Genomic DNA, 23714 nt, shown 5'->3' on the forward strand with positions numbered 1-23714 from the left:
GCGGGTTACTTGCTGTGGACGTGACCGATCGGGTCGGTGCTGCCGTTGAGGGCTGCCCGGGCGGATGCCCAATTGTCGTCGATGCGGAGCGCGGTGCGAAGATAGACGGTGCTCATCCGCTGCAGTACGGCCACGCGCTCCGGGTTCTCGTCGGTGGTCTCCGCGACCTCGTACCCGGGAATCCCGCCCAGTGCGTGCTCAGCTTCGTAGAAGGTGATGAGATCGGTGGCACCGGGACTGTGGGTGTAGACGTCGGTGAACCAGTCGGGGCCGCGGCTCGACAAGTGGGACTGGTCGCGGTCGCCCGCCACGACGAGCGTCGGCGTGGTGAGCTCCCCGAACGACGGGTACATGAACGGAAAGTTGGCTTGCGCGAAGGGATGTAGCTCCTCACCGCCAACCCCGGTGGCGGATAGGAGGATGCCTGCCGCGACCCGGCTGTCGGACATGTCCTTCCCGACCTGTCCGTCCTCGCCCATGATCCGGGCGCCGAGGAGGGCCTGCGCGGTCTGCGCACCCCAGGAATGACCGGCGACGGCGATGCGGGTGCGGTCGACACGGCCGCCCAAGCCAGGGACGGCGGCTTCGACGACGTCGAGTTGGTCGAGAATGCGTCCGAAGTCTGCGATCCGCTCGGTCCAGATACTCGGGAAGCGGGGATCGTCGAATCCGATCCCGTACCGCCTGGAGTCCAGGTGGGTGGGCTGGACCACGACGAAGCCCCGCGAGGCCCAGAACGCGGCCAGAGGCGCATAGCCGTCGTGATGCCACCCGTTGCCGTGCGAGAGCAACACGATCGGAAGGTCGGAGCCGGTGATCGGCGCGGAGATCCGCACGTCGAGCGGCAGCGGGCGATCATCGGCCGACAGTTCGACGGGGGCAAGGGACACGACGGGAGTGCCGTCGCCGACAAGATCGTCGAGGGTGGAAACAAGTGAAGTAGTCAGGACGGAAGAAGTCACGACGTGGTCCTTTCGATGGCCGGCGCCCGACCATAATAGAAAACGGAGCGATGTTCCGAACAATACGGAGCAATGTTCCGGATAGCAACCCGTACGACATGGAAGAGTGTGTTCTGTGATCGATGAGAGCGGACGCCGCACGAAGCGCGCCGACGCGCGACGGAACGAGCAGGCGCTCCTCGACGCGGCGGCGGCGGTGTTCGTCACCTCCGGGGTCGACGCACCGGTTCGTGAGATCGCGGCGAGAGCCGGGGTCGGAATGGGAACGATCTACCGGCACTTCCCGACTCGTCCGGAACTCGTGGTGGCGGTGTACCGCCACCAGGTCGAAGCGTGCGCCGACGCCGGTCCGAGACTGCTGGAGGAGAGCCCGACGCCCGAAGCCGCCCTGCGCTCATGGGTAGCACTGTTCGTGGAATTCCTGGTCACCAAGCATGGCCTCGCCGGCGCACTGCAAGGAGACAGCGCCGGATCCGATGCGCTGCACGCCTACTTCGTCGATCGCCTCGTGCCGGTCTGCGCCTCACTCCTCGAGGCCACGTTCGAACATCGCGGCGCCGGACACATCGCACCAGTCGACGCATACAACCTGATGAAGGGCATCGGGAACCTCTGTATCGGAGTGGCCGGCGACCCCGATTACGACGCCGACCGACTCGTTCAACTCCTCGTCTCCGGCGTGCTCACCGGATCCGATCAGTAGACATGCGCCGTGGCCAGGTTCGCGGGTAAAGACTCCATAGCGAACCGAACAATTGTTCGAGTTGACCCCGATCGCGCCACGTGAGATCATGCCTCCACCGGCCTGAATACAGGTCGACCCCGGCAGGTGCGCTAACACCGAACCGGGGTCTGGGCACACGACAGATTGGACTGTCATGCACCGTACGGTGGATTCTATCCACACGCCCTTCAGAGGCGTGAATCAGCAACGAGCCGCGAGCGCATTCTTCCGCGCCGGCCGACATCTCACCTGCCCGCCAGGTTCTTCACCGACGTCCTGAACTTCCGGCCCCTCGATCCTGCCGACCCGGCAGTGCTGATCGAGGGACCAGAGGCGTTTCTCCTGCCCCGGCGTGCACAAGGGCCGTTTCGGTAACCGCGGCACGCCCCGGCATTCGTCGCTCATCTCCTCAGATCCGACGTCAGCGCATCGACGCTGCGTACCGGGGTGTCATTCCTCGGAACGAAACCGACTGGGCGCCAGTATCCTTCGTCTCCGCAGCCGGCGGTGGAGCACCCGATCGCGCGGGTCGACACAACCGACCGGGTCCAGTACAAGCCACACGTCACCTCCGACGTGGGGCCAGAAGTGCTGGCCGAGACGGTCTATCGGGGTATGGCGACCGGGCAGCGTTGGGGAAGGGGCCGAAGGCTAACACAGGGACCCGTAGGGTCTCCGTACGGTCAGGCGCAGCCGCCCGCAGGGCGTCCCTCAGACGTCTACTCCCCGCCCACCTCGGACCTCGCCACCAGCACCGGGCAGTCGGCGGTCTGGATCAGCGCGTTGCTGGTAGACCCCAGCAGCAGACCCTTGAATCCTCCGCGTCCACGCGACCCCACCACGAGAAGCTGTGCGCTCTCGGCATATTCACTGAGCACCCGTACGGGCCGGTCGCGCGCAACCACCCGTTCGACGACGACGTCCGGATACCGTTCCCGGTACCCGGCCAGGCGTTCGGCGAGCACGATCTCCTCGCCCGTCTGGATGCGGTTCCAATGCGGATCCTCAGGCACTGCGCCCAGCGACGGCTGCACACTCACGTCGCTCCACACATTCACCGCAACGAGGGTCGCCCGCCGCGCGGCCGCTTCTTCGAACGCGGCCTCGACAGCAGCCCGGCACGATTCCGACCCATCGATTCCGACCACGACGGGACCTTCGGCCGGGGGCGCCCCGTCTAGAGTGCGGCCGCGCACGACGACGACGGGAGCGACGGAGTGGGCGGCCAGTGCCGTCGACACCGACCCCGCGAGCAGACCTTTGACCTCGCCGAGTCCACGCGACCCGACGACGAGCCGATCGGCGTGTGACGACAGTTCGATCAGAGTGTTGGTGACCTTGCCCTCGATCTGCTCGGTGCTGATTTCCACCGAGCCGTTGTTGTCGTCGACGATCTTCCGCGCGAGCACGCCCGCATTGGCGAGGCGGTCGCGGGCAGTGGTCTTCATCTCCTCGTGGAAACTTTGCGCGAGGTAGGGTTCCGAGTAGTAAAAAGCCGGAACGTGGACGACCGTGACGATGCGCAGTGGCACCGATCGGGCACTTGCCGCGCGGGCAGCCCAGATCACCGCGCCCGAGGCCGCGTCGGACCCGTCGACCGCGACTATGATCGGCTTGATCTCGCTCATGTCCGGAACCTTTCTCCGTGATGGTGACGCCGACCCGGCCAGTGGGTCAGCCGCAGATACTCCGCATCTGCTCGATCAGACGGACCCGGCCGGCAGTATCGCCTGCAAGCGGGGTGACGTTCAGTGTGGTCGCGCCGGCTTCTTCGAACGCTGCGACACGCTCACGCACATAGCCTTCGGGACCGATCAGCGAGACGGCACGCACGAGGTCCTCGGGCACAGCGGCCGCCGCCTGCTCCTTCTTGCCGTCGAGGTAGAGCTTCTGAATGAGCGCGGCTTCCTTCTCGAAACCGTAGCGGACGGCGAGATCGTTGTAGAAGTTCTTGCCCTTCGCTCCCATACCGCCGATGTAGAGGGCGAGCATCGGCCGGACCCAGTCGATCATGTGATCGACGTCGTCGCCGATCGCGAGCGCGACCTGGACGTACGTCTGCAGTTCACCCAGCGCGGGGTCGCGCTTGGCCTTGCCCGCAGCCAGCGCGTCGCCCCACACCTCGGCAACCTTCTCCGGGTAGTAGAAGATGGGCTCCCACCCCTCGGCAATCTCGGCGGTCAGCTCGACGTTCTTCGGGCCGATCGATGCAATGACAACCGGGATCCGTTCGCGCACAGGCTTATTGATGATCTTGAGTGGTTTCCCGAGTCCGGTGCCCTTGTCTTCGGGAAGCGGGAGCTGGTAGTACTTGCCCTGGTACTCGACCTTCTCGCGCCGCCATACCTTCCGGCAGATCTCGACGATCTCGCGGGTACGGCCGAGCGGCGCGTGATACGGCACACCGTGGAAACCTTCGATGACCTGCGGACCCGATGCCCCGATACCCATCACGAAGCGGCCGTCGGACACGTAGTCGAGGCCGGCGGCGGTCATCGCGGTCAGCGTGGGCGTCCGGGTGTAGAGCTGGAAGATGCCGGATGCAAGCTCGACCCGCGACGTCTTCGCGGCGATGTAACCGATCTGGCTCACTGCGTCGAACGAATAGGCTTCCGGGACGAACACGATGTCGAGGCCCGCCCGCTCGAGGTCGGCGACCTCGGCGACGGTCTCGGCGAATCCGCCGCTGTAGTTCAAACCCATTCCGATTCGCATGCGCACACCTCAACTCTGCGGCGTGCGGGGCACGCCTGTGGACCGTGCCCCGAACACTACCGCCGTCAGTCTTCGTCCGGACGGACGACCATGACCGGGCAGTGGGCCTCACGCAGGAGCGAATTGCTCGTGGAACCGAGAACGAGCCCCTTGAATCCGCCGCGGCCTCGGCTGCCGACCACGACGAGTTGCGCATGCTCGCTCCACGCCTGCAGATGGGTGCGCGGTCCGTCGATGTAGATCTTGCGGACGACGGTGACGTCGGGATAACGCTCACCGTAGCCTGCCAGGCGCTCACCGAGCAGCACGCGCTCGATGTCTTCGAGGGCCTGCGGCTCGAATTCGAGGGGCATCGCTTCGAGGCTTCCGACCCTCAGATCGCTCCAGATGTGTACGGCCACGAGGTCGACGTCACGGAACGACGCCTCCTCGAACGCCGCAGCCAGGGCGTTCTCACTCAATGGGCTCCCGTCGACCCCGACCACGACAGGCCGATAGTCGGGTTCGGGCGCCTCCTCACCGCGCACGACGACAACGGGGCACGCGGCGTGGCCGACCACCGCAACGGGTGTCGAACCGAGAAATATCTCGCCGATGCGTCCGCTTCCGGATTGCCCGAGTACGAGCATCCGAGTCTCCTGCGACAACCGGACCAGCCATTTCGCAGTACCGGTCAGGGCCACCGCGGCGGTGACCTCGAGACCGGGAGCGCTCTCCTGTGCGATCCCCTTGGCTTCACCGAGGACGGCCTGGGCGTCCTCCTCCGCCCACTCGAATATCCGGGAGGTCTGAACAAAGGGTGTCGCGGCCCAGCCGGTGGTGGCGAAATCGACCGCATGGATGAGGTGCAGAGACAGGCCGCGCTGCGCCGCGGTGGCCGCGGCCCACCGGACTGCTCGACCGGACGCGGGCGATCCGTCCACACCGACAGTCACATTGTTGTGGTCTCGAGGTGTTTCACCGTGAGGTTTCACAAGATCGAGACTAGCCCCTAAGGATGTGGTGTGGAATGGACTTTCGTCCCTGCAACCGGAGAAGTAAGTGAGACAACGAGATTCCGTCAGCGATCTACGTCACACTAAATTGTCATCCTGGATGCAAATTTACTAGCGTGAGTGCATGCAACTCACCCAGTTCACCGATCTCGGACTGAGAGTTGTCATGCACCTGGCCGCATCCTCTGCGGACAGTGTGCCGAGAACCAAACTCGTTGCCGAGCAACTACATCTGTCGTACGCACATACGACGAAGGTGGTTGCCCGACTGAATGAGCTCGGCGTCGTCACCACCCGCCGCGGACGAGGCGGAGGGCTGGCCATCACCGAACTCGGCCGCACCGCCACGATCGGTTGGCTGGCGCGACAGCTCGAAGGAGACGAGGAAGTGGTCGACTGCGAGGGAGCGAACCCGTGCCCCCTCCGTCACGGCTGCAAACTCCGGAAGGCGCTGCGCGACGCGCAGGAGGCCTTCTACGCCACGCTCGACGACGTCACCGTCGCCGACCTGGCGACCTCGAAGATCGAACCGGTCCTGTTGACCCTCACTCAGCCCACACCCTGACAGGAAATGGAGTTCACCATGACTCTCTCGCCCGAATCCAAGGACGTCATCGCCGCCACGCTGCCGGCAGTCGGTGCCGCCATCGGCGATATCACTCCCCTCTTCTACAAGAAGATGTTCGCGGAGCACCCAGAGCTCGAGCGCGACCTGTTCAATCGGGGCAACCAGAAGCAGGGTGAGCAGCAGAAGGCTCTCGCCGGTTCGATCGCAGCATTCGCCACGCTGCAGCTCGACCCCGATCCCGCCCGCGTCGAGGCGATTCTGTCGCGCGTCGCCCACAAGCACGCCTCGCTCGGAATCAAGCCCGACGAGTACTGGATCGTGCACAAGCACCTCTTCGAAGCGATCGTCGAAGTCCTCGGTGCCGCAGTCACTCCCGAGGTAGCGAAGGCGTGGGACGAACTGTACTGGCTGATGGCGAACACCCTCATCGCGCTCGAGGCCGACCTCTACAAGGCAGCCGGTGTCGAGGTCGGAGAGGTGTGGCGCACCGTGCGTGTCGCCGAGCGCGTCTACCAGTCCGCCGACACCGTCTCGTTCGTCCTCACCTCGCTCGACGGCGCTCCCCTGCCCACCTTCCGCCCGGGACAGTACCTTTCGGTCGGCGTCAAGCTGCCCGACGGTGCTCGCCAGATCCGCCAGTACAGCCTCTCCAACGCACCGTCCCAGGGCGACTGGCGAATCACCGTCAAGCGGTTGGCCGCGTCCACCTCACCCGACGGCACCGTCATTCCCGCCGGTGAGGTCTCGAACTTCCTGTTCGAGAATCTCTTCGAAGGCGACGAACTCCAGGTGACCACCCCGTTCGGCGACCTCGTCCTCACCGATGAGGACACCCCCCTGTTCCTCGCATCCGCCGGAATCGGCTGCACCCCGATGATCGGGATGCTCTCGCACCTCGCGGAGGTCGGCGATCAACGCCCGATCTCGGTGCTGCACGCCGACCGCTCCGCCGCCAACCACGCACACCGGAACGAACTCTCGACCCTCGTCGAGAAGATCCCGTCGGCCGACGTGTACCGCTGGTACGAGGACCTCGGCGCACGTCAGCCACTCGAGACGATCCGTATCGGCCGCGCCGACATCACGGATCTCCCCCTCGACCCGAAGACCCACGCCTACCTGTGCGGGCCGCTCCCGTTCATGCTGTCGCTGCGTGAGGCCCTCATCGAGCGCAACGTGCCTGCCGAGAACATCCACTACGAGGTGTTCGGCCCCGATAGCTGGGCCCCTGCCGGTGCCTGAGCACCGCTGATCGATCAACGGGCAGTGCCCCGGCTTGTCGGCCGGGGCACTGCCCGTTTTGACCGCTACGCTCGGTCCATGGACACCGCCGCGCCCGCCGCAGCTCGGGCCCTACCCCGACGGTCGAGCCTGCTCGCGCTACTCGCGCTGCTCTTCGTCGGACTCGCAGCGGCGCTATTGCACTCCTCCCCGACACCGCTCGGCACCGACGCACCCGCCGATGTGTTCAGCGCCGGCCGCGCGGCCACCCACATCGAGGCGGTTTCCGCCGAACCCCGAGTCCTGGGCACGCCCGCGCACAGCGCCGCGCGCGAGTACCTCGTCGGAGAACTGGAGGCGCTCGGCTGGCGCACCTCGGTCAAGAGCGGCGTGGGCTGGTACTCGCCCAGCGACGGAGCAACACAGCGCGGCGCCCGGGTGCACAACATCGTCGCGCTCTACCCGGGAACCGACCCCACCGGGACCGTGGTGCTCGCTGCCCACTACGACACCGTGCGTGGTTCACCCGGTGCCGCCGACGACGGGATCGGTATCGGTACCGTCCTCGAAGCCGCGCGTGCGATCACGACCGGTCCCGCACCGCGCAACGACGTCATGGTCCTCATGACAGACGGTGAAGAAGACGGTCTACTCGGCTCTCACATGTTCACGCAGACGCGCTCGCCATCGCTGGGCCCCACCGTCGTCCTCAACCACGAAGCGCGCGGCAACGCAGGCGTGCCCGTGACCTTCCGCATCACGGATCCCAACGGCGCCCTCATCGAGGCACTCGCACATGCCCCCGGTGCCAGCGCTGATTCGCTCACTCAACTCGGGTTCGAACTGCTTCCCAACGACACGGATTTCAAGTATTTCGCCGATGCCGGGTTCCACGCCTACGACACCGCGATCGCGGGAGGCTCGGCGTACTATCACAGCCCCCTCGACACCCCGGACCGGCTGAGCCAGGAGTCGCTGCAGCAGATGGGCGATACCACCCTCACTGTCGCGCGCGAACTCGTCGAGTCCGACCTCACGACGCTCGACTCCGGCGGCGAGGAGGTCGTGACCGCAGCGGCATGGGGGCTGATCCACTATCCGCGCTGGTTGGAGATCGCACTGACGTCGCTCTTCGTCGTCGGGGTCGGATGGCTGGTCGTTGCACGGATCCGGCGTGGCGACGCCACCTACTGGAACGTCGCTACCGCCACCGGAATCTCGGCGGTCACGGTCGGCATCGCGGCATTCGCCGCATGGCTTCCGTGGTGGATCGCCATGCGCATCGCCCCCGGGATGTCGTCCCCCGTCACCGCCGAACCCTTCCGTCCGGGCGTCTACCAACTTGCCGCGGTCCTCGCGGCGGCGGGTGTGCTCGTCACGGCCTACCTGTGGGCCCGTGCGCGCATACCTGCGGCGTCCTTCGCTGTCGGAGCGTTCGTTCTGATCGCCCTGACGGCAGTGATCGCACTGCCGTTCGTCGGTGCCGCATCGGTACTGGTTCTCCCCGCACTGCCAGCGCTCGCGGGAATGCAGATCGCTCGCTTCCTCACTGATCGTCCACCGCTTCCGGTCATCGCGGTTGCCGTGGGCGCCGTCCCCGCCGCGGTGTTGCTCGTGCCCGCCGTGGTGATGTCGTTCGATGCGGGGCTGATGTTCGGCGCCCCGCTCGCCGGCGTGTTCGTCGGGGTGCTGTTCTCCCTGACCCTCATGCTCTGGGAAGCGGTGCTCCCGTCGTCCGCGACCCGGGTCGGGCGCGTCTCCGTGACGCAGATGGCCGGAACCGCAGCCATCGCGTCGGTACTCGTGTGTGCACTCGTCGCGGGCTATCTCAACCGCGACGGCGCGACCGATCCGCGACAGGAGCACCTGTGGTACGCACTCGACAGCGACCGAGACTCCGCAATCTGGGCGTCCCCGGACTCCCCGCGCTCGGAGTGGAGCCGGGAACTGCTCGTCGACCCGGCGAGCCCCCTGCCCGCGGAATTCCCCTGGCGAGACGAGCCGATGGCGCACGGTCCGGCGCCCGTAGCACCTCTTCAGGCACCCGAGATGGAGGTGCTCGACGACACTGCTGCAGGCGGCGCCCGTGAGCTTCGGCTCCGCCTGTCGTCCCCCAGGGGCGCGAACGCCATCGGACTGTGGGTCGACAGCACAACGGCCACTGTCCACGGCGCAACCGTCGACGGGCACCGGGCAGAGCCGGCCGACAACTTCGGATTCCGATTCTGGGCAGCCGGTCCGGAGGGGGTCGAAGTGACCCTGACCCTCAGCGTCCTCGAAGACCAGGTGGGGCTGCGCATCATCGACCTGTCGGACGATCTGAGTGTCGTGCCCGGATACGAACCGCCGACGGATCAGGTGGTGATGGCGCCGACGGTCGTCGTCACCCGGTCGTTGCGGATCTGACCGATCCTGCAGATGATGTCGAACCGTCGTCGACCGTGCAGTTCATGGTCGCGTAGTTGTCCACTTTCGGATGAACCTCAAAGAGTTTCTCCCGGCGCCTACGTCTGGTCATCAGCGTGCGTGGTCGTCTGCGCGGCCCGCGCACACGACACACCTGCCGATGAGTCTCACGAAGCATTGCGATCAAGGTCGAGATCTCCTTCCGGTCTGCCAGTCAAATATCCAGAAATCGCACATCTTTCGCGTTCCGTGCAATGAATTGCCTCCGTGCCTCGACGTCTTCGCCCATGAGAATCGAGAAGAGTTCGTCAGCCGAGGCAGCGTCGTCCAGAGTGACCCGTCGCAGAACGCGGACGGAGGGATCCATAGTTGTCTCCCACAACTCCTTCGCGTTCATCTCGCCCAGACCTTTGTAGCGTTGTATCCCATCGTCCTTGTCAATTTTCTTACCCGCCGCGAGACCCGCCGCAATCAAACTGTCACGCTCTCGGTCGGAGTACGCGAATTGGGGCGCGGCACCGCGCTGCCACTTGAGCTTGTACAGCGGCGGCATGGCCAGAAAGAGGTGGCCGTGCTCGACGAGTGGGCGCATGAATCGGAACAGCAGTGTCAGTAGCAGAGTCGAAATGTGCTGACCGTCCACGTCGGCGTCAGCCATCAGGACTATCTTGTGGTAGCGAAGTTTGGTGATATCGAATTCGTCGTGAATTCCGGTACCGAAGGCAGTGATGATCGACTGGACTTCGGTGTTCGCGAGCACCCGGTCGATACGGGATTTTTCGACGTTGATGATCTTTCCGCGAAGCGGAAGTATCGCCTGGAACATCGAATCGCGCCCTGATTTGGCCGAGCCTCCGGCCGAGTCGCCCTCCACGATGTAGATTTCACACCTGCTCGGGTCGCTCGAACGACAGTCCGCAAGCTTGCCGGGTAGGCCGCCGATATGGTTAGCGGATTTGCGGCGAACCAACTCCCGGGCCTTGCGCGCCGCAATTCTCGCTCGCGACGAGGCCGCAGCCTTTTCGACGATGACCTTCGTTTCGTGAGGGTGGGACTCGAACCATTCGGTCAGCTTCTCGTGACACATACGTTGAACGAACGATTTGACTTCCGAGTTGCCCAACCGCGTCTTGGTCTGGCCTTCGAATTGTGGCTCGGAGATTTTGACGGAGACGACGGCCGCGAGTCCCTCGCGAATGTCATCGCCCGACAAGTTGTCGTCTTTGGCCTTGATGAGCTTGTGATCTCGGGCGTATTTGTTCATCACTGTCGTGAGCGCCGTCCGAAACCCTTCTTCGTGTGTTCCACCCTCGTGGGTGTTGATGGTGTTGGCGAAGGTGTGCAGCGACTGGGTGTAGCTCGTGTTCCACTGCATCGCGACTTCGATCTGGTAGCCAGGCCCCTCCCCGGAGAATCCGATGATGTTCTCGTGCAGCGAGGTCTTGGTTCGGTTGATCTGCCGAACGAAGTCGGTCAGGCCGGCCGGGTAGCAGTACACGATCGACTCCTGTGGCTCATCCACGACCGTGCGTTCATCGGACAGCGTGACCGTGAGACCGCCGTTGAGAAAGGCCATCTCCTGCAGACGTCGTGCGACGGTGTCGAGGTCGTAGTCCACCACTTCGAAGACATCCGGATCGGACCAGAACCGTACTGTGGTGCCCGTATCGTCGGTCGGCTCGTTCCGCGTCAGGGATTGCGGCTCGGACCGCACGTACCGTTGCGACCACAGGTATCCGTCTCGCTTGATCTCGACCTCGAGTGCAGTCGACAGGGCGTTGACGACGGAGACCCCGACGCCATGCAAGCCGCCGGAGACCGCATAGGCACCGCCGTCGGCATCGAACTTGCCGCCGGCGTGAAGTTGTGTCATCACCACGTCGATGGTGGGGATACCCGTCGAGTGCATCGCGACCGGTATGCCACGGCCGTTGTCGACAACTTCGACTCCTCCGTCGGCAAGGAGCCGAACATTCACTCGGTCAGCGTAACCGGCCATCGCTTCGTCAACGGCGTTGTCCACCACCTCCCACACCATGTGATGCAATCCGCGAACACCGGTCGACCCGATGTACATTCCCGGTCGCTTCCGAACGACGTCGAGACCCTCGAGGATCGCTATCGAGTCGGCACCGTAGGCGGATACGTCGTTCACGGAAGGACCCTCACTTTCGACAGCGCAATGATGTTCCCGTCGAACACCGCCACGTCCTCGGACTGCGGGATCGCCGGAGCGCCCAGTGTGTCAGCGGCGAGACGCTGACGCTGTCATTGCGAAGTTACGCCATCGCAGAGAGGAGCCACAGCAGCGTCGACGCCGGTGAAGTCGATTTTCCGGCATGTTACGCCACCTGCAACAACAGAAGTCCTCGAGCTTGGTCGCGAATCGCTGGCCTGGTAAATATGTTGTACTGCAGGGGTTCTGACCAGGTCAGGAGAACGGACCAGGCGATCGTGGACGACGTCGACCAAGTGCCCGATCCGACACAGCGGCGTAACAGTGACGTTCTGCCATCGACTCGTGCCCTTGGCACGATGAGCGCCATGGTGCTCAACGACGTCGCTACCCGCGCTCCACACAAAGGAATGGTATGGATTCCCGGTGGAACTTTCTGGATGGGATCGAACGGCCACTACACCGAAGAACGCCCTATGCATCAGGTTTCGGTGGACGGATTCTGGATGGATACCCATGAAGTCACCAACGCAGCGTTTCGACGCTTCGTCAAGGACACGGGCTATATCACCACCGCCGAGCGCAGACCCGATGCAGCGGACTTCCCCGATGCCGATCCCGCCCTGCTCGTTGCCGGGTCGATGGTGTTCACCCCACCACCGGGACCGGTCCCGTTGGACGACTATCGGCGATGGTGGTCCTATATTCCCGGAGCCTGCTGGCAACGGCCGGAGGGTCCAGGCAGCAACATCGGACAACGCAATCTCCATCCCGTAACGCATGTGTCCTATCTCGATGTCAGCGCCTACGCCGAGTGGTCCGGCAAGGAAATTCCATCCGAGGCCGAATGGGAGTTCGCTGCTCGCGGCGGCCTGGACAAGGCCACCTACACCTGGGGAGACGCTCGGGAACCGGATGGTCGACCAGGGGGCAACGTCTGGCAGGGTCAATTTCCTTGGGAGAACCAGCGATTGGACGGATACGACGGAACATCCCCGGTAGGCAGGTTCCGCTCCAACGGTTACGGCCTCTTCGACATGGCCGGAAACGTGTGGGAATGGACACGAGATCATTTTCTTCCGAGTCATGATCAGGGGATGAAGAACACCGCACCGGTGACTGCCTGCTGTGTCCCGAAGAATCCGGTGCAACAAGCAGCAGGTGACCTCGCTGCCGACGAGCCGTATCCCCGGCGTGTGGTCAAAGGAGGATCTCACCTGTGCTCGCCCAACTACTGTGACCGGTACCGACCCGCCGCGCGCCAGGGGCACACCGAGGACGCGTCGACCGGGCACATCGGCTTCCGATGCATCGTGCGCTGACGGTGCGCCTCAACGCGCCAAGTCGAGTGGCGTTTCCGGTCGATTTCGAGCCCGGCGTAGCGTTCGGCCTGCGTGGCGCCATCAGAAGTGGTGGCGTAACTATCGAGTAACGCCAGGGCAAACGCGCCGGAATGCCGTCGGCGCACGCTGGTCGCATGACATCGAAACCACGAATCGCCCCCAAGGCGTTCCCTCGTCCGCCGATGCGGAAGTACGAGGGAACCCGAGAGGACGCTGCACGGTGGGTTCGTGACGTACTGCGGACGCAGATCCTCGACGGTGTATACGGTGGGCTGGCAGCCCCCCGACCGATGCTTCCGAGCGAGGGCGAACTAGCCGCCGAATGGGGAGTGAGCCGCAATGCAATACGAGAGGCACTCGACCTCCTGAGGGCGGAAGGCCTGATCACCCGAGTCCAGGGTGCAGGTACTTTCGTCACCGGAGCCAAGTTGCGCCAGAGTATCGACCGGCTGGAAGGACTGGCCGAGTCGCTCGCAGGCCATCAACTCACTGTGCAGAACACGGTACTGTCGGTTCGGGAGTCGACCGCCACCCCCCTCGTCGCGGCAAAACTTGCTGTGCCGGAAGGAAGCCCGATACTGTTCGTCGAACGGTTGCGTTCCGTGGCGAACGTGCCGCTGTCACTCGACACCACATCGTTACGTCCGGAAGCCATCGACGCTCTCGCGGACGCAGACTTGGGCAACCAGGACATCTTCGGTCTACTGGAAAGCAAGCGGGGGATTCGGATCGGCAAGGCCGAGAATACTTTCGAAGCGGTCTCCGCCGATCGTGGCACAGCCAGACATCTGGATGTCAGTCCTGGCAGTCCGATACTACTACTCAGTCGACTCAGTTTCCTCGAAGACGGCACTCCGTTCGACCTGGAGTCCATTCGCTACCGCGGGGACCGTCTGTCCCTGGTTTCGGTCAACCCGCGCAGTCGGTCCACCGACTCCCACCGCCCCTGACCGCCAGTCGGATCCGCCATCGATTCGACCGGACATCCACGCTGACGCAATGAACAGCGTCATCGACGTTTCACCCCCCCAAAAAAAAGGAACGAGGTACACTCATGTCCGCATCACCTCTGAAGCAACCGAACATCGTCTACTTCCACGTTGACAATCTCGGTCTCGGCGAGCTCGGCTGCTTCGGCGGCGGCATACTCCGCGGCGCCGACACCAAGAACATCGACACCTTCGCCGGAGAGAGTCTGAAGCTGTCCCATTTCGTCGTCGAACCACAATGCACCCCAACCAGATCAGCGCTGATGACCGGCCGGTACCCGATCCGATCGGGTAACCACACCATCGCGCTGGGCGGTAATGCCGGCGGCATCGTCTCCTGGGAGCGGACCATCGGTGACATCCTTTCCGACGCCGGGTACGCCACGGCGTGCTACGGCAAGTGGCACATCGGAGCAGAGGACGGCCGTTGGCCTACCGATCACGGTTTCGATGAATGGTACGGTCCTGCGCGGACCTACGACGAGTGCTTGTGGCCCGACGATCCGTGGTACAAGGGCGAACGCGACGGCTGGTCCTACATGTACGACGGGACGAAGGAAGGCGGCGTTCGCACTACGGACGAGCAGTTGACCGTCGAACTCAAGGGCCGGATGGATGCCGAGTACGACAAGCGGGCCAAAGAGTTCATGGAACGCAGCGTCGCAGAGGAGAGGCCGTTCTTCCTGTACCACAACCATTCTCTGTTGCATTTCCCGATCGAGGTCCGCGAGGAGTTCCGCGGCACCAGCGACAACGGCGCCTGGGGCGATGCACTCCTCATGCTCGACCACGACTTCCAGAGTTTGCTCGACAAGCTCGACGAGCTCGGCGTCGCCGACAACACTATAGTCGTGTTCGCCGGTGACAACGGTCCTGAGGATCACCTGGCGGGACGAGGAACCGCAGGATTCTTCGACGGTTCGTACTTCAGTTCGGCCGAAGGCGGTATCCGGACACCGGCACTGATCCGGTGGCCGGGGCACGTGAAACCGCGCGAAAGCAACGAGATGATGCATGTGACCGACATGTTCACGACTCTGCTGCTGAGTGCAGGCTGCGAGATCCCCGACGATCGTCAGATCGACGGTATCGATCAGCGTGAATTCTGGTCCGGGGCAGAGGAATCAGCACGCGAGGGTTGCATGGTGTGGCTGAACGACGAACTGCACGCAGTCAAATGGTCACAGTTCAAGATCAGCTTCGTACGCCAGCAGCATTTCCACGATCCTGAGATTCCTCTCGGTTTCGCACGCATCATCAACTTGCTCGAAGACCCGAAAGAACGCGAACCTGTCAACCAGACGTTCGTTCGCTGGTGGGTCATGCAGCACGCTCACCGCATCATTGCCAACTACGAAAAGACGGTCCAGAACGAGGAATTGATTCCCCCCGGTGCACCGCTCGATTTTGTGCCGAAGCGAGTTGCCGACGCAGCGGTGTAGGCACCCAGGCGGAGTCGGGGGTGGTGGCCGATCGTCGGACACCACCCCCGACTGCGTTTCCACGAGGCCGGACGAGCACCAGGAGAGGTGATCGATATGAATGTCCGTATACGAGTGCCCCAGGTTCTGCGCGCTCGGTCGTTGGCAGGGAAAGGATCTGGCTCATTCCGGCTGCAGGGTCGGCCGACACTGGACGCACTGCGCAATCCACAGAAGTTCCGTGTAGAGGTTCTCGCGGGATTGGTGACGGCGCTTGCGCTGATCCCTGAGACGATCTCGTTCTCGATCATCGCCGGCGTAGATCCGGCAGTGGGGTTGTTCACCTCGTGCATCTTCGCTATGACCATCGCAATCGTCGGCGGCCGGCCGGCGATGATCTCTGCTGCCGCCGGATCGGTGGCGCTCGTGACGGCACCCCTGGTCCGCGATCACGGGGTGAACTACCTTGTCGGTGCAGTTATTCTCGCCGGATTTCTGCAGATTCTACTGTCCAGATGTGGCGTCACCAGGTTGATGCGCTTTATTCCGAACAGTGTGGTGACCGGTTTCGTCAATGCTCTGGCAATCTTGATCTTCTCCGCGCAACTGCCCCACCTCATCGATGTCCCGTGGCTCGTCTACCCGCTCACCGGGGCCGGGGTGATCGTGATGTTCGTGATGCCGAAGCTCACCCGGAGTATCCCCGCGCCGCTCGTCGCCACCGCCGTTCTGACCGTGATCACCGTTGTGTTTGCATTCGGTGTCCCGCGGGTGGGCGACGAAGGTGAATTGAGTGCAGCGTTCCCCGTGCCGGGAATCCCCGGTCTCCCGGTCACGTTCGAGACCCTTCGCATTCTCGCTCCGTATGCAATCGCGGTGGCGTTGGTCGGGTTACTGGAGTCACTGATCACCGCGCGGATGGTCGACGAGTTGACGGACACACATTCCGACCATCGTCATGAGGCCCGCGGGCAAGGGGTATCGAACGTGGTCACCGGATTGTTCGGTGGGATGGGTGGATGCGCCATGATCGGTCAGACAATGATGAACGTGAAGTCGTGCGGCGCGACGACGCGTATCTCCACATTCGTGGCCGGTGCCTCACTGTTGGTGTTGGTCACCCTGTTCGGACCTGCCCTCGCCGCGATTCCGATGGCGGCGCTCGTGGCAGTCATGATCATGGTGTCCATGGCCACCATGGATTGGGGCTCAGTCAAGCCTTCGACGCTTCGCCGGATGCCGCGCAGCGAGACCACCACCATGCTACTCACCGTCGCAGTGACCGTCGCGACGCACAACCTGGCCTACGGCGTCATCGCCGGCGTCCTGTGCGCAATGGTGCTGTTCGTAGCCGAACTCGCCAACGGAACCGCCGTCGAACCGACGTCAGTGGTAGCGGGAGAGGCATCGAACGAAGGAAGGACCTACCGTGTGACCGGGCAGTTGTTCTTCGCTTCCAGCAATACTCTCGTGCAACATTTCGATTTCAGCGGCGATCCGTCGCCGATCACGATCGACTTGTCAGGCACCCGCGTGTGGGACGGAACCGCGGTGTCGACGTTGAATGCCGTCGAAGCCCGATACACAAAGCTCGGCAAGACTGTTCGCTTGACTGGGTGGAACGGTCCATCCGCTGCCCTTCGGACTCGCGTGTCCGGATCGCCTGTGCCCTAGATGGTCTCCGGCAGGTAGTGGCCCTCTTCTGTGCTCAGGTCATGGTTGGAGATGGTGGGTCACCCGATACCGACACCTGCGCGCTGCCGCTGGAATAAAGGCACGTACCGCGTCGCGAGGTGGCGGGTCGCAAGTCCGATATCGATCAGCGGTGTCGTCATTGCGCTGCGGATGTTCCCGACGCGAGGCTGTCCGGAGTCCACGTGGAGCATTCCGGTCAAGGCGAGCCCCCGTTGGGGGGCGATCGCTTCGATCAGCGGGACCTCACTCGGCTCCAGTGCAGAATGAACCGGGGCAGCACATGTCCTCCTCGCGCACCGATGAAATGCGTTCCGAGGTACGCGCATGGGGCGACAATTGCGGCCCGTGGCGGTCATTGATCCGCGCCGCAGATATCGACACCGACACAGGGGTGTTGAATTCTTCCGGATAGTCACGGACCGATGTCCTCGACTGTCGTAGCCGACGCGGAACGCGGAAAATTCGATCGGGCGCGGAAAGGTGCCCAGCACGCCAGTCACGACGCAAGTGCAGCCACCGTAGCCGAGCCTTGGATTGTGTGATGCAGCCCCGGGTTCGGCGCCGTGCGGGCCTATCGAACCAACGCGACCACGAGCAGGGCGACGCACAGGACAGTGTTCGTCGCAGCTGTCACCGCGATGAAGGACGGTGCCCGTACACGCGGCGACAACGGAACAGCCGATAGTACGGCTGCTCGCCGACGACCGGTGACGTAGATTGCCGCGGCCGCCGTGAACGCGGCGACCGCAGCCACCGTGGACACCGAGACCCACTCTCCAGGGTCGAAAAACAGATCACGGCTTCCCACCAGAAGGCCGTTAGTGAACATTGCGGCTGAAGTGCGCGTCCAGGACAGCGCGGTGCGCTCCGGCTGCAGGCCGGGGTCACGGAGCGGCGCAGCACCTTCCGTCATCCTGCTGCACTGATCGTTGCAGCGACGATCACGGTTCCGCCGATCCCCGCGAGCAGTACCGCCAATCCGAGAGGAAGCCTCGACGCCGGTAGGCGTAGACCCCGGCGAATTGCCTGGTCAACACGGCGCCATCGCATCCATCCGCCCGACGCGGACATCAATGCGGCCGCACCGAGAAGTCCGCCGAGTGCGTGCGCCAGGTGGGTGTGTCCCGTCTCCGCCAGGAAGTGAAGAACGGCGACGGCCGCGGCCAACAACCCCAACGAGGTGCGCTGCCACGCGAGGAATGTCCGCTCGTTGGCGAGAGTAAATCGATAGTCGGGTTCGTCGACCGAGACTGGCTCGGTTGTGAATGGTGTTTCGGGCACCCTTCAACTCTCGTGGAACCGGGGCGCAGAAGCCAGCGGGCGACACTGGCGGATCGTTCTCTTACCGACAAGTTCGATCACCTGGTACCGGACGGCGGACCACGATGTCGACAGGGCCTCGACCTGCACGTTCGTATACGGAGTCGCGTAGAACCGCAGCAACGATGATCCGGGGTTTCCATTTCGTCGAAGTGGCTTAACCACTTGGAAAAAGTGGGTCGACCAGATGTAATTTTGTCGGCCGACTCTATGGTCATGTTCAACGCCCGAGATAGTCGCCGACGTCATCGAACGACCCTCATCTGCTCTGGCCGCGGTCGAAGGACGGCCGTTGCGGCAGTGGCCGCGCTAGCGCTCTCGTCGGTGCTGACCAACTGTTCAGTACTCGAATCCGATACCGTAGTGGTGAACGTGGGATACCAGTCGAAAACGATCAACACGATCAACGCAGGCACGTTGATGCGTGATCGCGGAGAACTGGAGCGCGCACTCGAGAACGTGGGCGAGCAGACCGGCACCAGGTACAAGGTCGTGTGGCAGGATTTCTCCTCCGGTGCTCCGCTGACCGCTGCGATGATCGCGTCACACGTCGACATCGGCTCGATGGGCGACTACCCGTTGTTGACCAACGGATCGAAGACCCAGGCGTATGACGACGCGCGCACCGAGTTCATCGCCACAACCGGATACAACCTGCGTGGGTCACTGAACCAGGTTGTGGTACCGACTAGTTCGACAGCGACGCAACTGGCCGACCTGGAAGGCAAGCAGATCTCCACCAGCTTGGGATCTGCCGGCGACGGCATGCTCTCGACCGCCCTCGAACGCATGGGAATCGGCACGGGCGCAGTGAACATCGCGAACCAGGATCCGTCGATCGGCGCGGCCGCGATCGAAGGCAGTCAGGTCGACGCTCTCGCCCAGTTCGTGCCGTGGCCCCAACTGGTCATCTTCCGCAACCAGGGCCGATTGGTGTACGACGGTGGCGACAACAACGTGCCGACTTTCCACGGTGTTGTTGCACGCAAACAGTTTTCAGGCGATCACCCTGAGGTCATCAACGCGTTTCTGGACGCAATGCGGACGACGACCGAGTACATCACCGCCGAGCCGATGGCCGCGGCTGTCCGTATCAGTGAGATCACCGGCATCGAACCAGAGGTCGCCTACCTGTACAACGGTCCGAATGGCCTGGTGTCGTTCGACCCAACCATCAAAGAGCCCTTTGCTGAATCGCTCGACAATGTCAAGGACTTCCTCGTAGAACGCGGTTCGGTGAGGGCCGACTTCGACGTCGCAGGCTTCCAGAACGACACCTACCTGCGGGAACTACTCGGAGCAAACTTCGAAAGCCAGACGACAGACCTCACCAACCCGAGCAGATTATCCGGCCAAGACGAAATATGCGATCTGCCGGTTGACGACCCTACGACTGCGTCGGAAGTCTGGTTTGCCGGTGAAACGGACACCGAGCCGTCCGCAACGCCTACCTGCCTGCTGCGTCGAATTGCCGAGTCCGGAAAGTCTGTTCGTGCCGGATACGTTCCCGATGCGTCGACATCGGTCAAACTCTTCGCGGCGCATGCGTCGTGGGTCGTCGCCCCTGAGTCCGAGGCGACGGGCAGATTCCTCCCTTTCGCGACCCAGGCCGCTGCAGACATCTACATCGCTGCTCACCCCGGCGCCTACGCGGTGACCTACGAAACCGCATTGGACGAGTCGAAACCCACCGACTGAAGCGCCGATAGTGCTTGCACACCAACCAAAGGACACGATATGGCGCACATGACTCCCACTCAGGACGAACCCGTTGCGGGCTCGGCCGACAAGAGCAAGAACTTCACGCCCAGTTCGAACCCTGCACGACTTGAGCACAACTCGGACAAATCTCGCCAGCATACTGTGACGGCGCCCCACTTCCGGAAGGCCGCTGCGTCGATCGCACTTCCACTCATTCCCATCGCGACATTCGTCACCGTGTGGTACTGGCTCACGGCCAACGAGGTCGTTTCATGGCTGCGATTCAACCGAATGCCGACGCCTGCTGCTGTCGTCGAGCGGTTCGGGGATCGGCTCGGGTCCGGTGCGTATTACGACGACCTTCTCGCGAGCCTGCAACGAATTCTGCTGGGATTCGCACTCGCCGCAATCATCGGTGTCGCGCTGGGAATCTTGATCGGACGTTCGGAGTTGGCGCGAAAGACTTTGCGTCCCTTCCTCGAGATAGTCCGACCGATTCCTGCCATCGCGCTGGTTCCTCTCACCATTCTCCTGTTTCCTTCCAGTGAACAAGGCATCGTCTTCATCACCTTCTTTGCGGCGTTCTTCCCCGTGGTCGTCAGCTCTATCCATGCCATGGATGCGCTACCGAAGGTGTGGGAAGAAGCTGCCCGGACGATGGGCGCAGACCGGTGGACCATCCTTCGGTACGTCGTACTCCCCGGCGCGATGCCCGGAATCTTCTCCGGCCTGTCGGTTGCCATGGGTGTCGCGTGGATCTGTGTCGTGAGCGCGGAGATGATCTCCGGGCAATTCGGTATCGGCTACTACACCTGGCAAGCATATGGCCTTCTCGATTACGCCGGCGTCGTCGTCGGCATGCTCTCCATCGGAGCCCTCGGGCTGCTGACCGCCTGGGTGGTCGAGATGATCGGGCGCCGCGTCAACCACTGGCTCCCACGGGCACAACGCTGAAGAACCGCTGACGGAAGTTTCGACCCAACTACGAACGGAGAAATCAAGATGACTGCAGTGGCCGCCAGGACCATGATCGAATACACGCCGACGAGTTCAGCCGGAGCCGCAGTTCGGTTGGACAATCTCGAACTGGGGTTCCACGGCAAGACCGCAGCAAAGGTGACGCTCGACATCGAACCCGGCGAGGTGGTCGTGTTCCTCGGCCCGTCAGGTTGCGGAAAATCCACGATTCTGAGGGCGCTGGCCGGTCTGCTGCCGCCCATGAGTGGCACGGCCACCGTAGACGGAGACACGATCTTCGGTAATGACAGACACTGCGCCATGGTGTTCCAGGAGGATGCCCTACTGCCGTGGCGGACGGCGCTCAAGAACGTCGAGTTCCCTCTGAGGTTGCGTGGTTCACGAGGCAAAGCGGCCAAGGCCGCCGCCACCACGTACTTGGAACAAGTAGGCCTGGGCTCGTACCTCGACCATCTTCCCAGTCACTTGTCCGGCGGTATGCGTCAGCGCGTGCAGCTTGCCCGAACACTCGCATGCGCACCCCGCGTCATGCTCATGGACGAGCCCTTCGGCGCGCTCGACGCACAGACCCGACTCGACATGCAGAAATTGCTGATCGAAGTGTGGACACGAACGCAAATGACCATCCTGTTCGTCACTCACGACGTCGACGAGGCACTGCTGCTGGCAGACCGTGTGGTGCTCCTGACGCATCGTCCCGCAACCGTTGCCGATGTGATCGAGATCGAGCGTCCGCGCGATGCGAGTGCGCAGCTGGACGTTCAGTACCAACGCCGTCGACAGGAAATTCTGAAGTTTCTCGGACATGCCCCCTTGAACTCGTGATGCCGGCAGCGAGGGAGCTCTCCGGTGTCGGAAGGGGACGGTGTCTGTGCAACAGTTCATGCGGCGCGGCGCGGAGGGCCTCGATACCGGCAGCAGAGGCACGGGTACTCCGGGTGTTCTTCCGGGTGAACACCGAACCTCCACTGCGGTCTCTAGACAACCCATTCGTGTACGGGCCGGCCGTCGGTCATCGCAGCCACGTAGTCGCGAAGCATCCCCGACAATGCGGTACGACGATCGTCACCCGCCGCCTCACGTCGCGCGACATGCTCGCGTTGCCACGCCGCTCCCGTTTGCCGATTCAAACACCGGCCCTCGATGATCCCGAGGTAACGGTCGCGGGCACGTGCTGAGAGCCCGAACGATTCCAGGCCCCGATCCGCAAGTGGAAGCAACCGTCGCAGGACGAGTTCGTCGGCTCCGACCCAGCCCAGCTTCGGCCAGTACAGCCGGGATTCGAGTCCGAATTTGGCACCGATGATCAGGTTCTCCTCGGCCGCATCGAAAGTCATACGGCGCCACAACGGATCGTCGTCCTCGACCAATGCGCGCAGTAGTCCGTAGTAGAACGCCGCGTTCGCCATGGTGTCGAGGACGGTCGGCCCGGCAGGCAGGACACGGTTCTCGATCCGGAGGTGCGCCTGACCGTCGCTGATGTCGTAGACGGGACGGTTCCATCGGTAGATGGTGCCGTTGTGCATCTGCAGTTCGCGCAGTTGCGGAATCAGGCCCGCATCGAGTTCCGCGGCGGGGTCGGCATCGGTGATCTCGGGCAGCAGCGCTGTGAAATAGCGGGAATTCTCCTCGAACAGATCGATCGGGGACTCGATCCAGCGTTCCCCGAACCACACCCGTGGACGCACACCCTGGTTCTTCAGCTCGAGCGGCCGTGTATCCGTGGCCTGGGCGAACAGCGGGATCCGGCTCTCGTGCCACAGCGCCTTGCCCGCCAGGAACGGCGAGTTGGCTGCGAGTGCCACCTGCACTCCCGCCAGGCACTGCGCAGCATTCCAATGTGGCGCGAAGTCCTCGGGTGCCACCCTCAGGTGCAATTGCAGCGAAGTACAGGCCGCTTCGGGCACCACCGAGTTCGTATCGGCGCGTAAGCGTTCGATCTCATCCGTCCCGGGGAGCGGCACGCCGTCGAGGTCCAGTTCGATGTCCTCGCCTCGGGCCGCGAAGATCTGCTCGTTGAGTGCCTCGTAGCGAGGGTTCGCGGTGATCCGGTCACGGCCGAGGTGGTCGAGCTCGAGGGTCGGCAGCATCCCGATCATCACGAGTTGGGCGTCGAACAGGTGCATTCGTTCGTCGGCGCGTCGAAGCGATTGACGAAGAGAATCCTCGATCTCGATGGTCGCGTCGCCGGACAGCGGGCCCGGTTCGACATTCATCTCGACGTTGAACTGGCCGAGTTCGGTCTGGAAGACCGCGTGATCGTCGATCGCTTGGAGAACTTCCAGGTTGGACATTGCCGGGGCCATGTCGTCCTGGACGAGGTTGAATTCGATCTCCATGCCGAGCTGCGGCTCGGGTGAGGAGTGTGCATCGGCGAACGCACCGTCGCGGAGCATGCGTTCGAGCGCGCTCATGCACTCGCGGACCTTGTGCCGGAACTGTCGGCGATCTGCGCCGGTGAACGAACGAGCAGAAATCTCTGTGCCCAAGGGTTCTCCCG

Annotated in this window: 19 protein-coding genes; 11 read left to right on the top strand and 8 right to left on the bottom strand. The window is 63.4% G+C overall.

All coding sequences use genetic code 11. The annotated features are described in order from the left end of the window. Positions 1-5: 5 nt before the first annotated feature. On the bottom strand, positions 6-962 hold the full coding sequence (locus EV641_RS13295; protein WP_132472234.1) for an alpha/beta fold hydrolase: 957 nt from the start codon (positions 960-962) through the stop codon (positions 6-8). Positions 963-1077: 115 nt separating this feature from the next. Here EV641_RS13295 and EV641_RS13300 point away from each other — a divergent pair, with 115 nt between their 5' ends. After that, entirely contained in the window at positions 1078-1665 is a 588-nt protein-coding gene (locus EV641_RS13300; protein ID WP_054712705.1) for a TetR/AcrR family transcriptional regulator, read from the top strand. Between the two features lie 740 nt (positions 1666-2405). On the opposite strand, the gene EV641_RS13305 is transcribed toward EV641_RS13300, so the two are convergent. The 3 genes from EV641_RS13305 to EV641_RS13315 form a co-directional block, all read right to left on the bottom strand. Beyond that, on the bottom strand, positions 2406-3314 hold the full coding sequence (locus tag EV641_RS13305; protein ID WP_132472236.1) for a universal stress protein: 909 nt from the start codon (positions 3312-3314) through the stop codon (positions 2406-2408). Positions 3315-3360: 46 nt separating this feature from the next. Beyond that, entirely contained in the window at positions 3361-4401 is a 1041-nt protein-coding gene (locus tag EV641_RS13310) for an LLM class F420-dependent oxidoreductase (protein WP_132472238.1), read from the bottom strand. 65 nt (positions 4402-4466) lie between these two features. Further along, positions 4467-5375 carry a universal stress protein gene (locus EV641_RS13315; RefSeq protein WP_132472240.1) on the bottom strand — a complete coding sequence of 303 codons (909 nt, stop codon included), beginning with the start codon at positions 5373-5375 and terminating at the stop codon, positions 4467-4469. Between the two features lie 145 nt (positions 5376-5520). On the opposite strand from EV641_RS13315, the gene EV641_RS13320 reads away from it, so the two are divergent. The 3 genes from EV641_RS13320 to EV641_RS13330 all read left to right on the top strand — a co-directional run bounded on the left by EV641_RS13320 (position 5521) and on the right by EV641_RS13330 (position 9591). Further along, the gene (locus EV641_RS13320; protein WP_054712699.1) at positions 5521-5961 is read left to right on the top strand and encodes an Rrf2 family transcriptional regulator; all 441 of its coding nucleotides are present in this window, start codon (positions 5521-5523) and stop codon (positions 5959-5961) included. Between the two features lie 18 nt (positions 5962-5979). After that, entirely contained in the window at positions 5980-7206 is a 1227-nt protein-coding gene (locus EV641_RS13325) for a globin domain-containing protein (protein ID WP_054712721.1), read from the top strand. A gap of 78 nt (positions 7207-7284) precedes the next feature. Then, positions 7285-9591, top strand: a complete 2307-nt coding sequence (locus EV641_RS13330) for a M28 family peptidase (protein ID WP_132472242.1) — start codon at positions 7285-7287, stop codon at positions 9589-9591. A 214-nt stretch (positions 9592-9805) separates the two neighbouring features. Here EV641_RS13330 and gyrB read toward each other — a convergent pair whose 3' ends face one another. Further along, positions 9806-11746 (bottom strand): DNA topoisomerase (ATP-hydrolyzing) subunit B, encoded by a 1941-nt coding sequence (gene gyrB / locus EV641_RS13335; protein WP_132472244.1) that lies wholly within the window; start codon positions 11744-11746, stop codon positions 9806-9808. A gap of 380 nt (positions 11747-12126) precedes the next feature. Here gyrB and EV641_RS13340 point away from each other — a divergent pair, with 380 nt between their 5' ends. The 4 genes from EV641_RS13340 (at position 12127) to EV641_RS13355 (ending at position 17194) form a co-directional block, all read left to right on the top strand. Beyond that, a complete protein-coding gene (locus EV641_RS13340) occupies positions 12127-13089 on the top strand; it encodes a formylglycine-generating enzyme family protein (RefSeq protein WP_241997186.1) in 963 nt (320 codons plus the stop codon). Positions 13090-13292: 203 nt separating this feature from the next. Continuing rightward, positions 13293-14060, top strand: a complete 768-nt coding sequence (locus tag EV641_RS13345; protein WP_054712718.1) for a GntR family transcriptional regulator — start codon at positions 13293-13295, stop codon at positions 14058-14060. Positions 14061-14164: 104 nt separating this feature from the next. Next, a complete protein-coding gene (locus tag EV641_RS13350; protein WP_054712691.1) occupies positions 14165-15541 on the top strand; it encodes an arylsulfatase in 1377 nt (458 codons plus the stop codon). Positions 15542-15637: 96 nt separating this feature from the next. Continuing rightward, positions 15638-17194 carry a SulP family inorganic anion transporter gene (locus EV641_RS13355; RefSeq protein ID WP_132472246.1) on the top strand — a complete coding sequence of 519 codons (1557 nt, stop codon included), beginning with the start codon at positions 15638-15640 and terminating at the stop codon, positions 17192-17194. A gap of 592 nt (positions 17195-17786) precedes the next feature. Here the strand turns inward: EV641_RS13355 and EV641_RS13360 are convergent. Continuing rightward, positions 17787-18128, bottom strand: coding sequence for a DUF202 domain-containing protein (locus tag EV641_RS13360; RefSeq protein ID WP_054712688.1), 342 nt, complete (start codon positions 18126-18128; stop codon positions 17787-17789). Further along, positions 18125-18496, bottom strand: coding sequence for a DUF202 domain-containing protein (locus tag EV641_RS13365; protein WP_054712685.1), 372 nt, complete (start codon positions 18494-18496; stop codon positions 18125-18127). Before EV641_RS13365 ends, EV641_RS13360 begins: the two co-directional genes overlap by 4 nt. Before the next feature lie 339 nt (positions 18497-18835). Between EV641_RS13365 and EV641_RS13370 the strand changes: the two genes are divergently transcribed. The 3 genes from EV641_RS13370 to EV641_RS13380 are packed head-to-tail and all read left to right on the top strand — an operon-like array spanning position 18836 to position 22039. After that, on the top strand, positions 18836-20233 hold the full coding sequence (locus tag EV641_RS13370; RefSeq protein WP_241997187.1) for an ABC transporter substrate-binding protein: 1398 nt from the start codon (positions 18836-18838) through the stop codon (positions 20231-20233). A 48-nt stretch (positions 20234-20281) separates the two neighbouring features. Continuing rightward, positions 20282-21190, top strand: a complete 909-nt coding sequence (locus tag EV641_RS13375; RefSeq protein WP_132472486.1) for an ABC transporter permease — start codon at positions 20282-20284, stop codon at positions 21188-21190. A gap of 48 nt (positions 21191-21238) precedes the next feature. Then, the gene (locus EV641_RS13380) at positions 21239-22039 is read left to right on the top strand and encodes an ABC transporter ATP-binding protein (protein ID WP_241997189.1); all 801 of its coding nucleotides are present in this window, start codon (positions 21239-21241) and stop codon (positions 22037-22039) included. Positions 22040-22191: 152 nt separating this feature from the next. On the opposite strand, the gene EV641_RS13385 is transcribed toward EV641_RS13380, so the two are convergent. Beyond that, the gene (locus tag EV641_RS13385; protein WP_132472250.1) at positions 22192-23703 is read right to left on the bottom strand and encodes a glutamate-cysteine ligase family protein; all 1512 of its coding nucleotides are present in this window, start codon (positions 23701-23703) and stop codon (positions 22192-22194) included. Positions 23704-23714 lie beyond the last annotated feature (11 nt).

The organism is Rhodococcus sp. SMB37, from assembly GCF_004345605.1.
In the GTDB taxonomy this organism is placed as follows: domain Bacteria; phylum Actinomycetota; class Actinomycetes; order Mycobacteriales; family Mycobacteriaceae; genus Rhodococcus.

Coding starts and splice junctions, on each gene's coding strand:
- EV641_RS13305 (WP_132472236.1), bottom strand. CDS start 3,314: ATGAGCGAGATCAAGCCGATCATAGTCGCGGTCGACGGGTCCGACGCG.
- EV641_RS13310 (WP_132472238.1), bottom strand. CDS start 4,401: ATGCGAATCGGAATGGGTTTGAACTACAGCGGCGGATTCGCCGAGACC.
- EV641_RS13320 (WP_054712699.1), top strand. CDS start 5,521: ATGCAACTCACCCAGTTCACCGATCTCGGACTGAGAGTTGTCATGCAC.
- EV641_RS13325 (WP_054712721.1), top strand. CDS start 5,980: ATGACTCTCTCGCCCGAATCCAAGGACGTCATCGCCGCCACGCTGCCG.
- EV641_RS13330 (WP_132472242.1), top strand. CDS start 7,285: ATGGACACCGCCGCGCCCGCCGCAGCTCGGGCCCTACCCCGACGGTCG.
- EV641_RS13340 (WP_241997186.1), top strand. CDS start 12,127: ATGAGCGCCATGGTGCTCAACGACGTCGCTACCCGCGCTCCACACAAA.
- EV641_RS13345 (WP_054712718.1), top strand. CDS start 13,293: ATGCGGAAGTACGAGGGAACCCGAGAGGACGCTGCACGGTGGGTTCGT.
- EV641_RS13350 (WP_054712691.1), top strand. CDS start 14,165: ATGTCCGCATCACCTCTGAAGCAACCGAACATCGTCTACTTCCACGTT.
- EV641_RS13355 (WP_132472246.1), top strand. CDS start 15,638: ATGAATGTCCGTATACGAGTGCCCCAGGTTCTGCGCGCTCGGTCGTTG.
- EV641_RS13360 (WP_054712688.1), bottom strand. CDS start 18,128: ATGACGGAAGGTGCTGCGCCGCTCCGTGACCCCGGCCTGCAGCCGGAG.
- EV641_RS13375 (WP_132472486.1), top strand. CDS start 20,282: ATGACTCCCACTCAGGACGAACCCGTTGCGGGCTCGGCCGACAAGAGC.
- EV641_RS13380 (WP_241997189.1), top strand. CDS start 21,239: ATGACTGCAGTGGCCGCCAGGACCATGATCGAATACACGCCGACGAGT.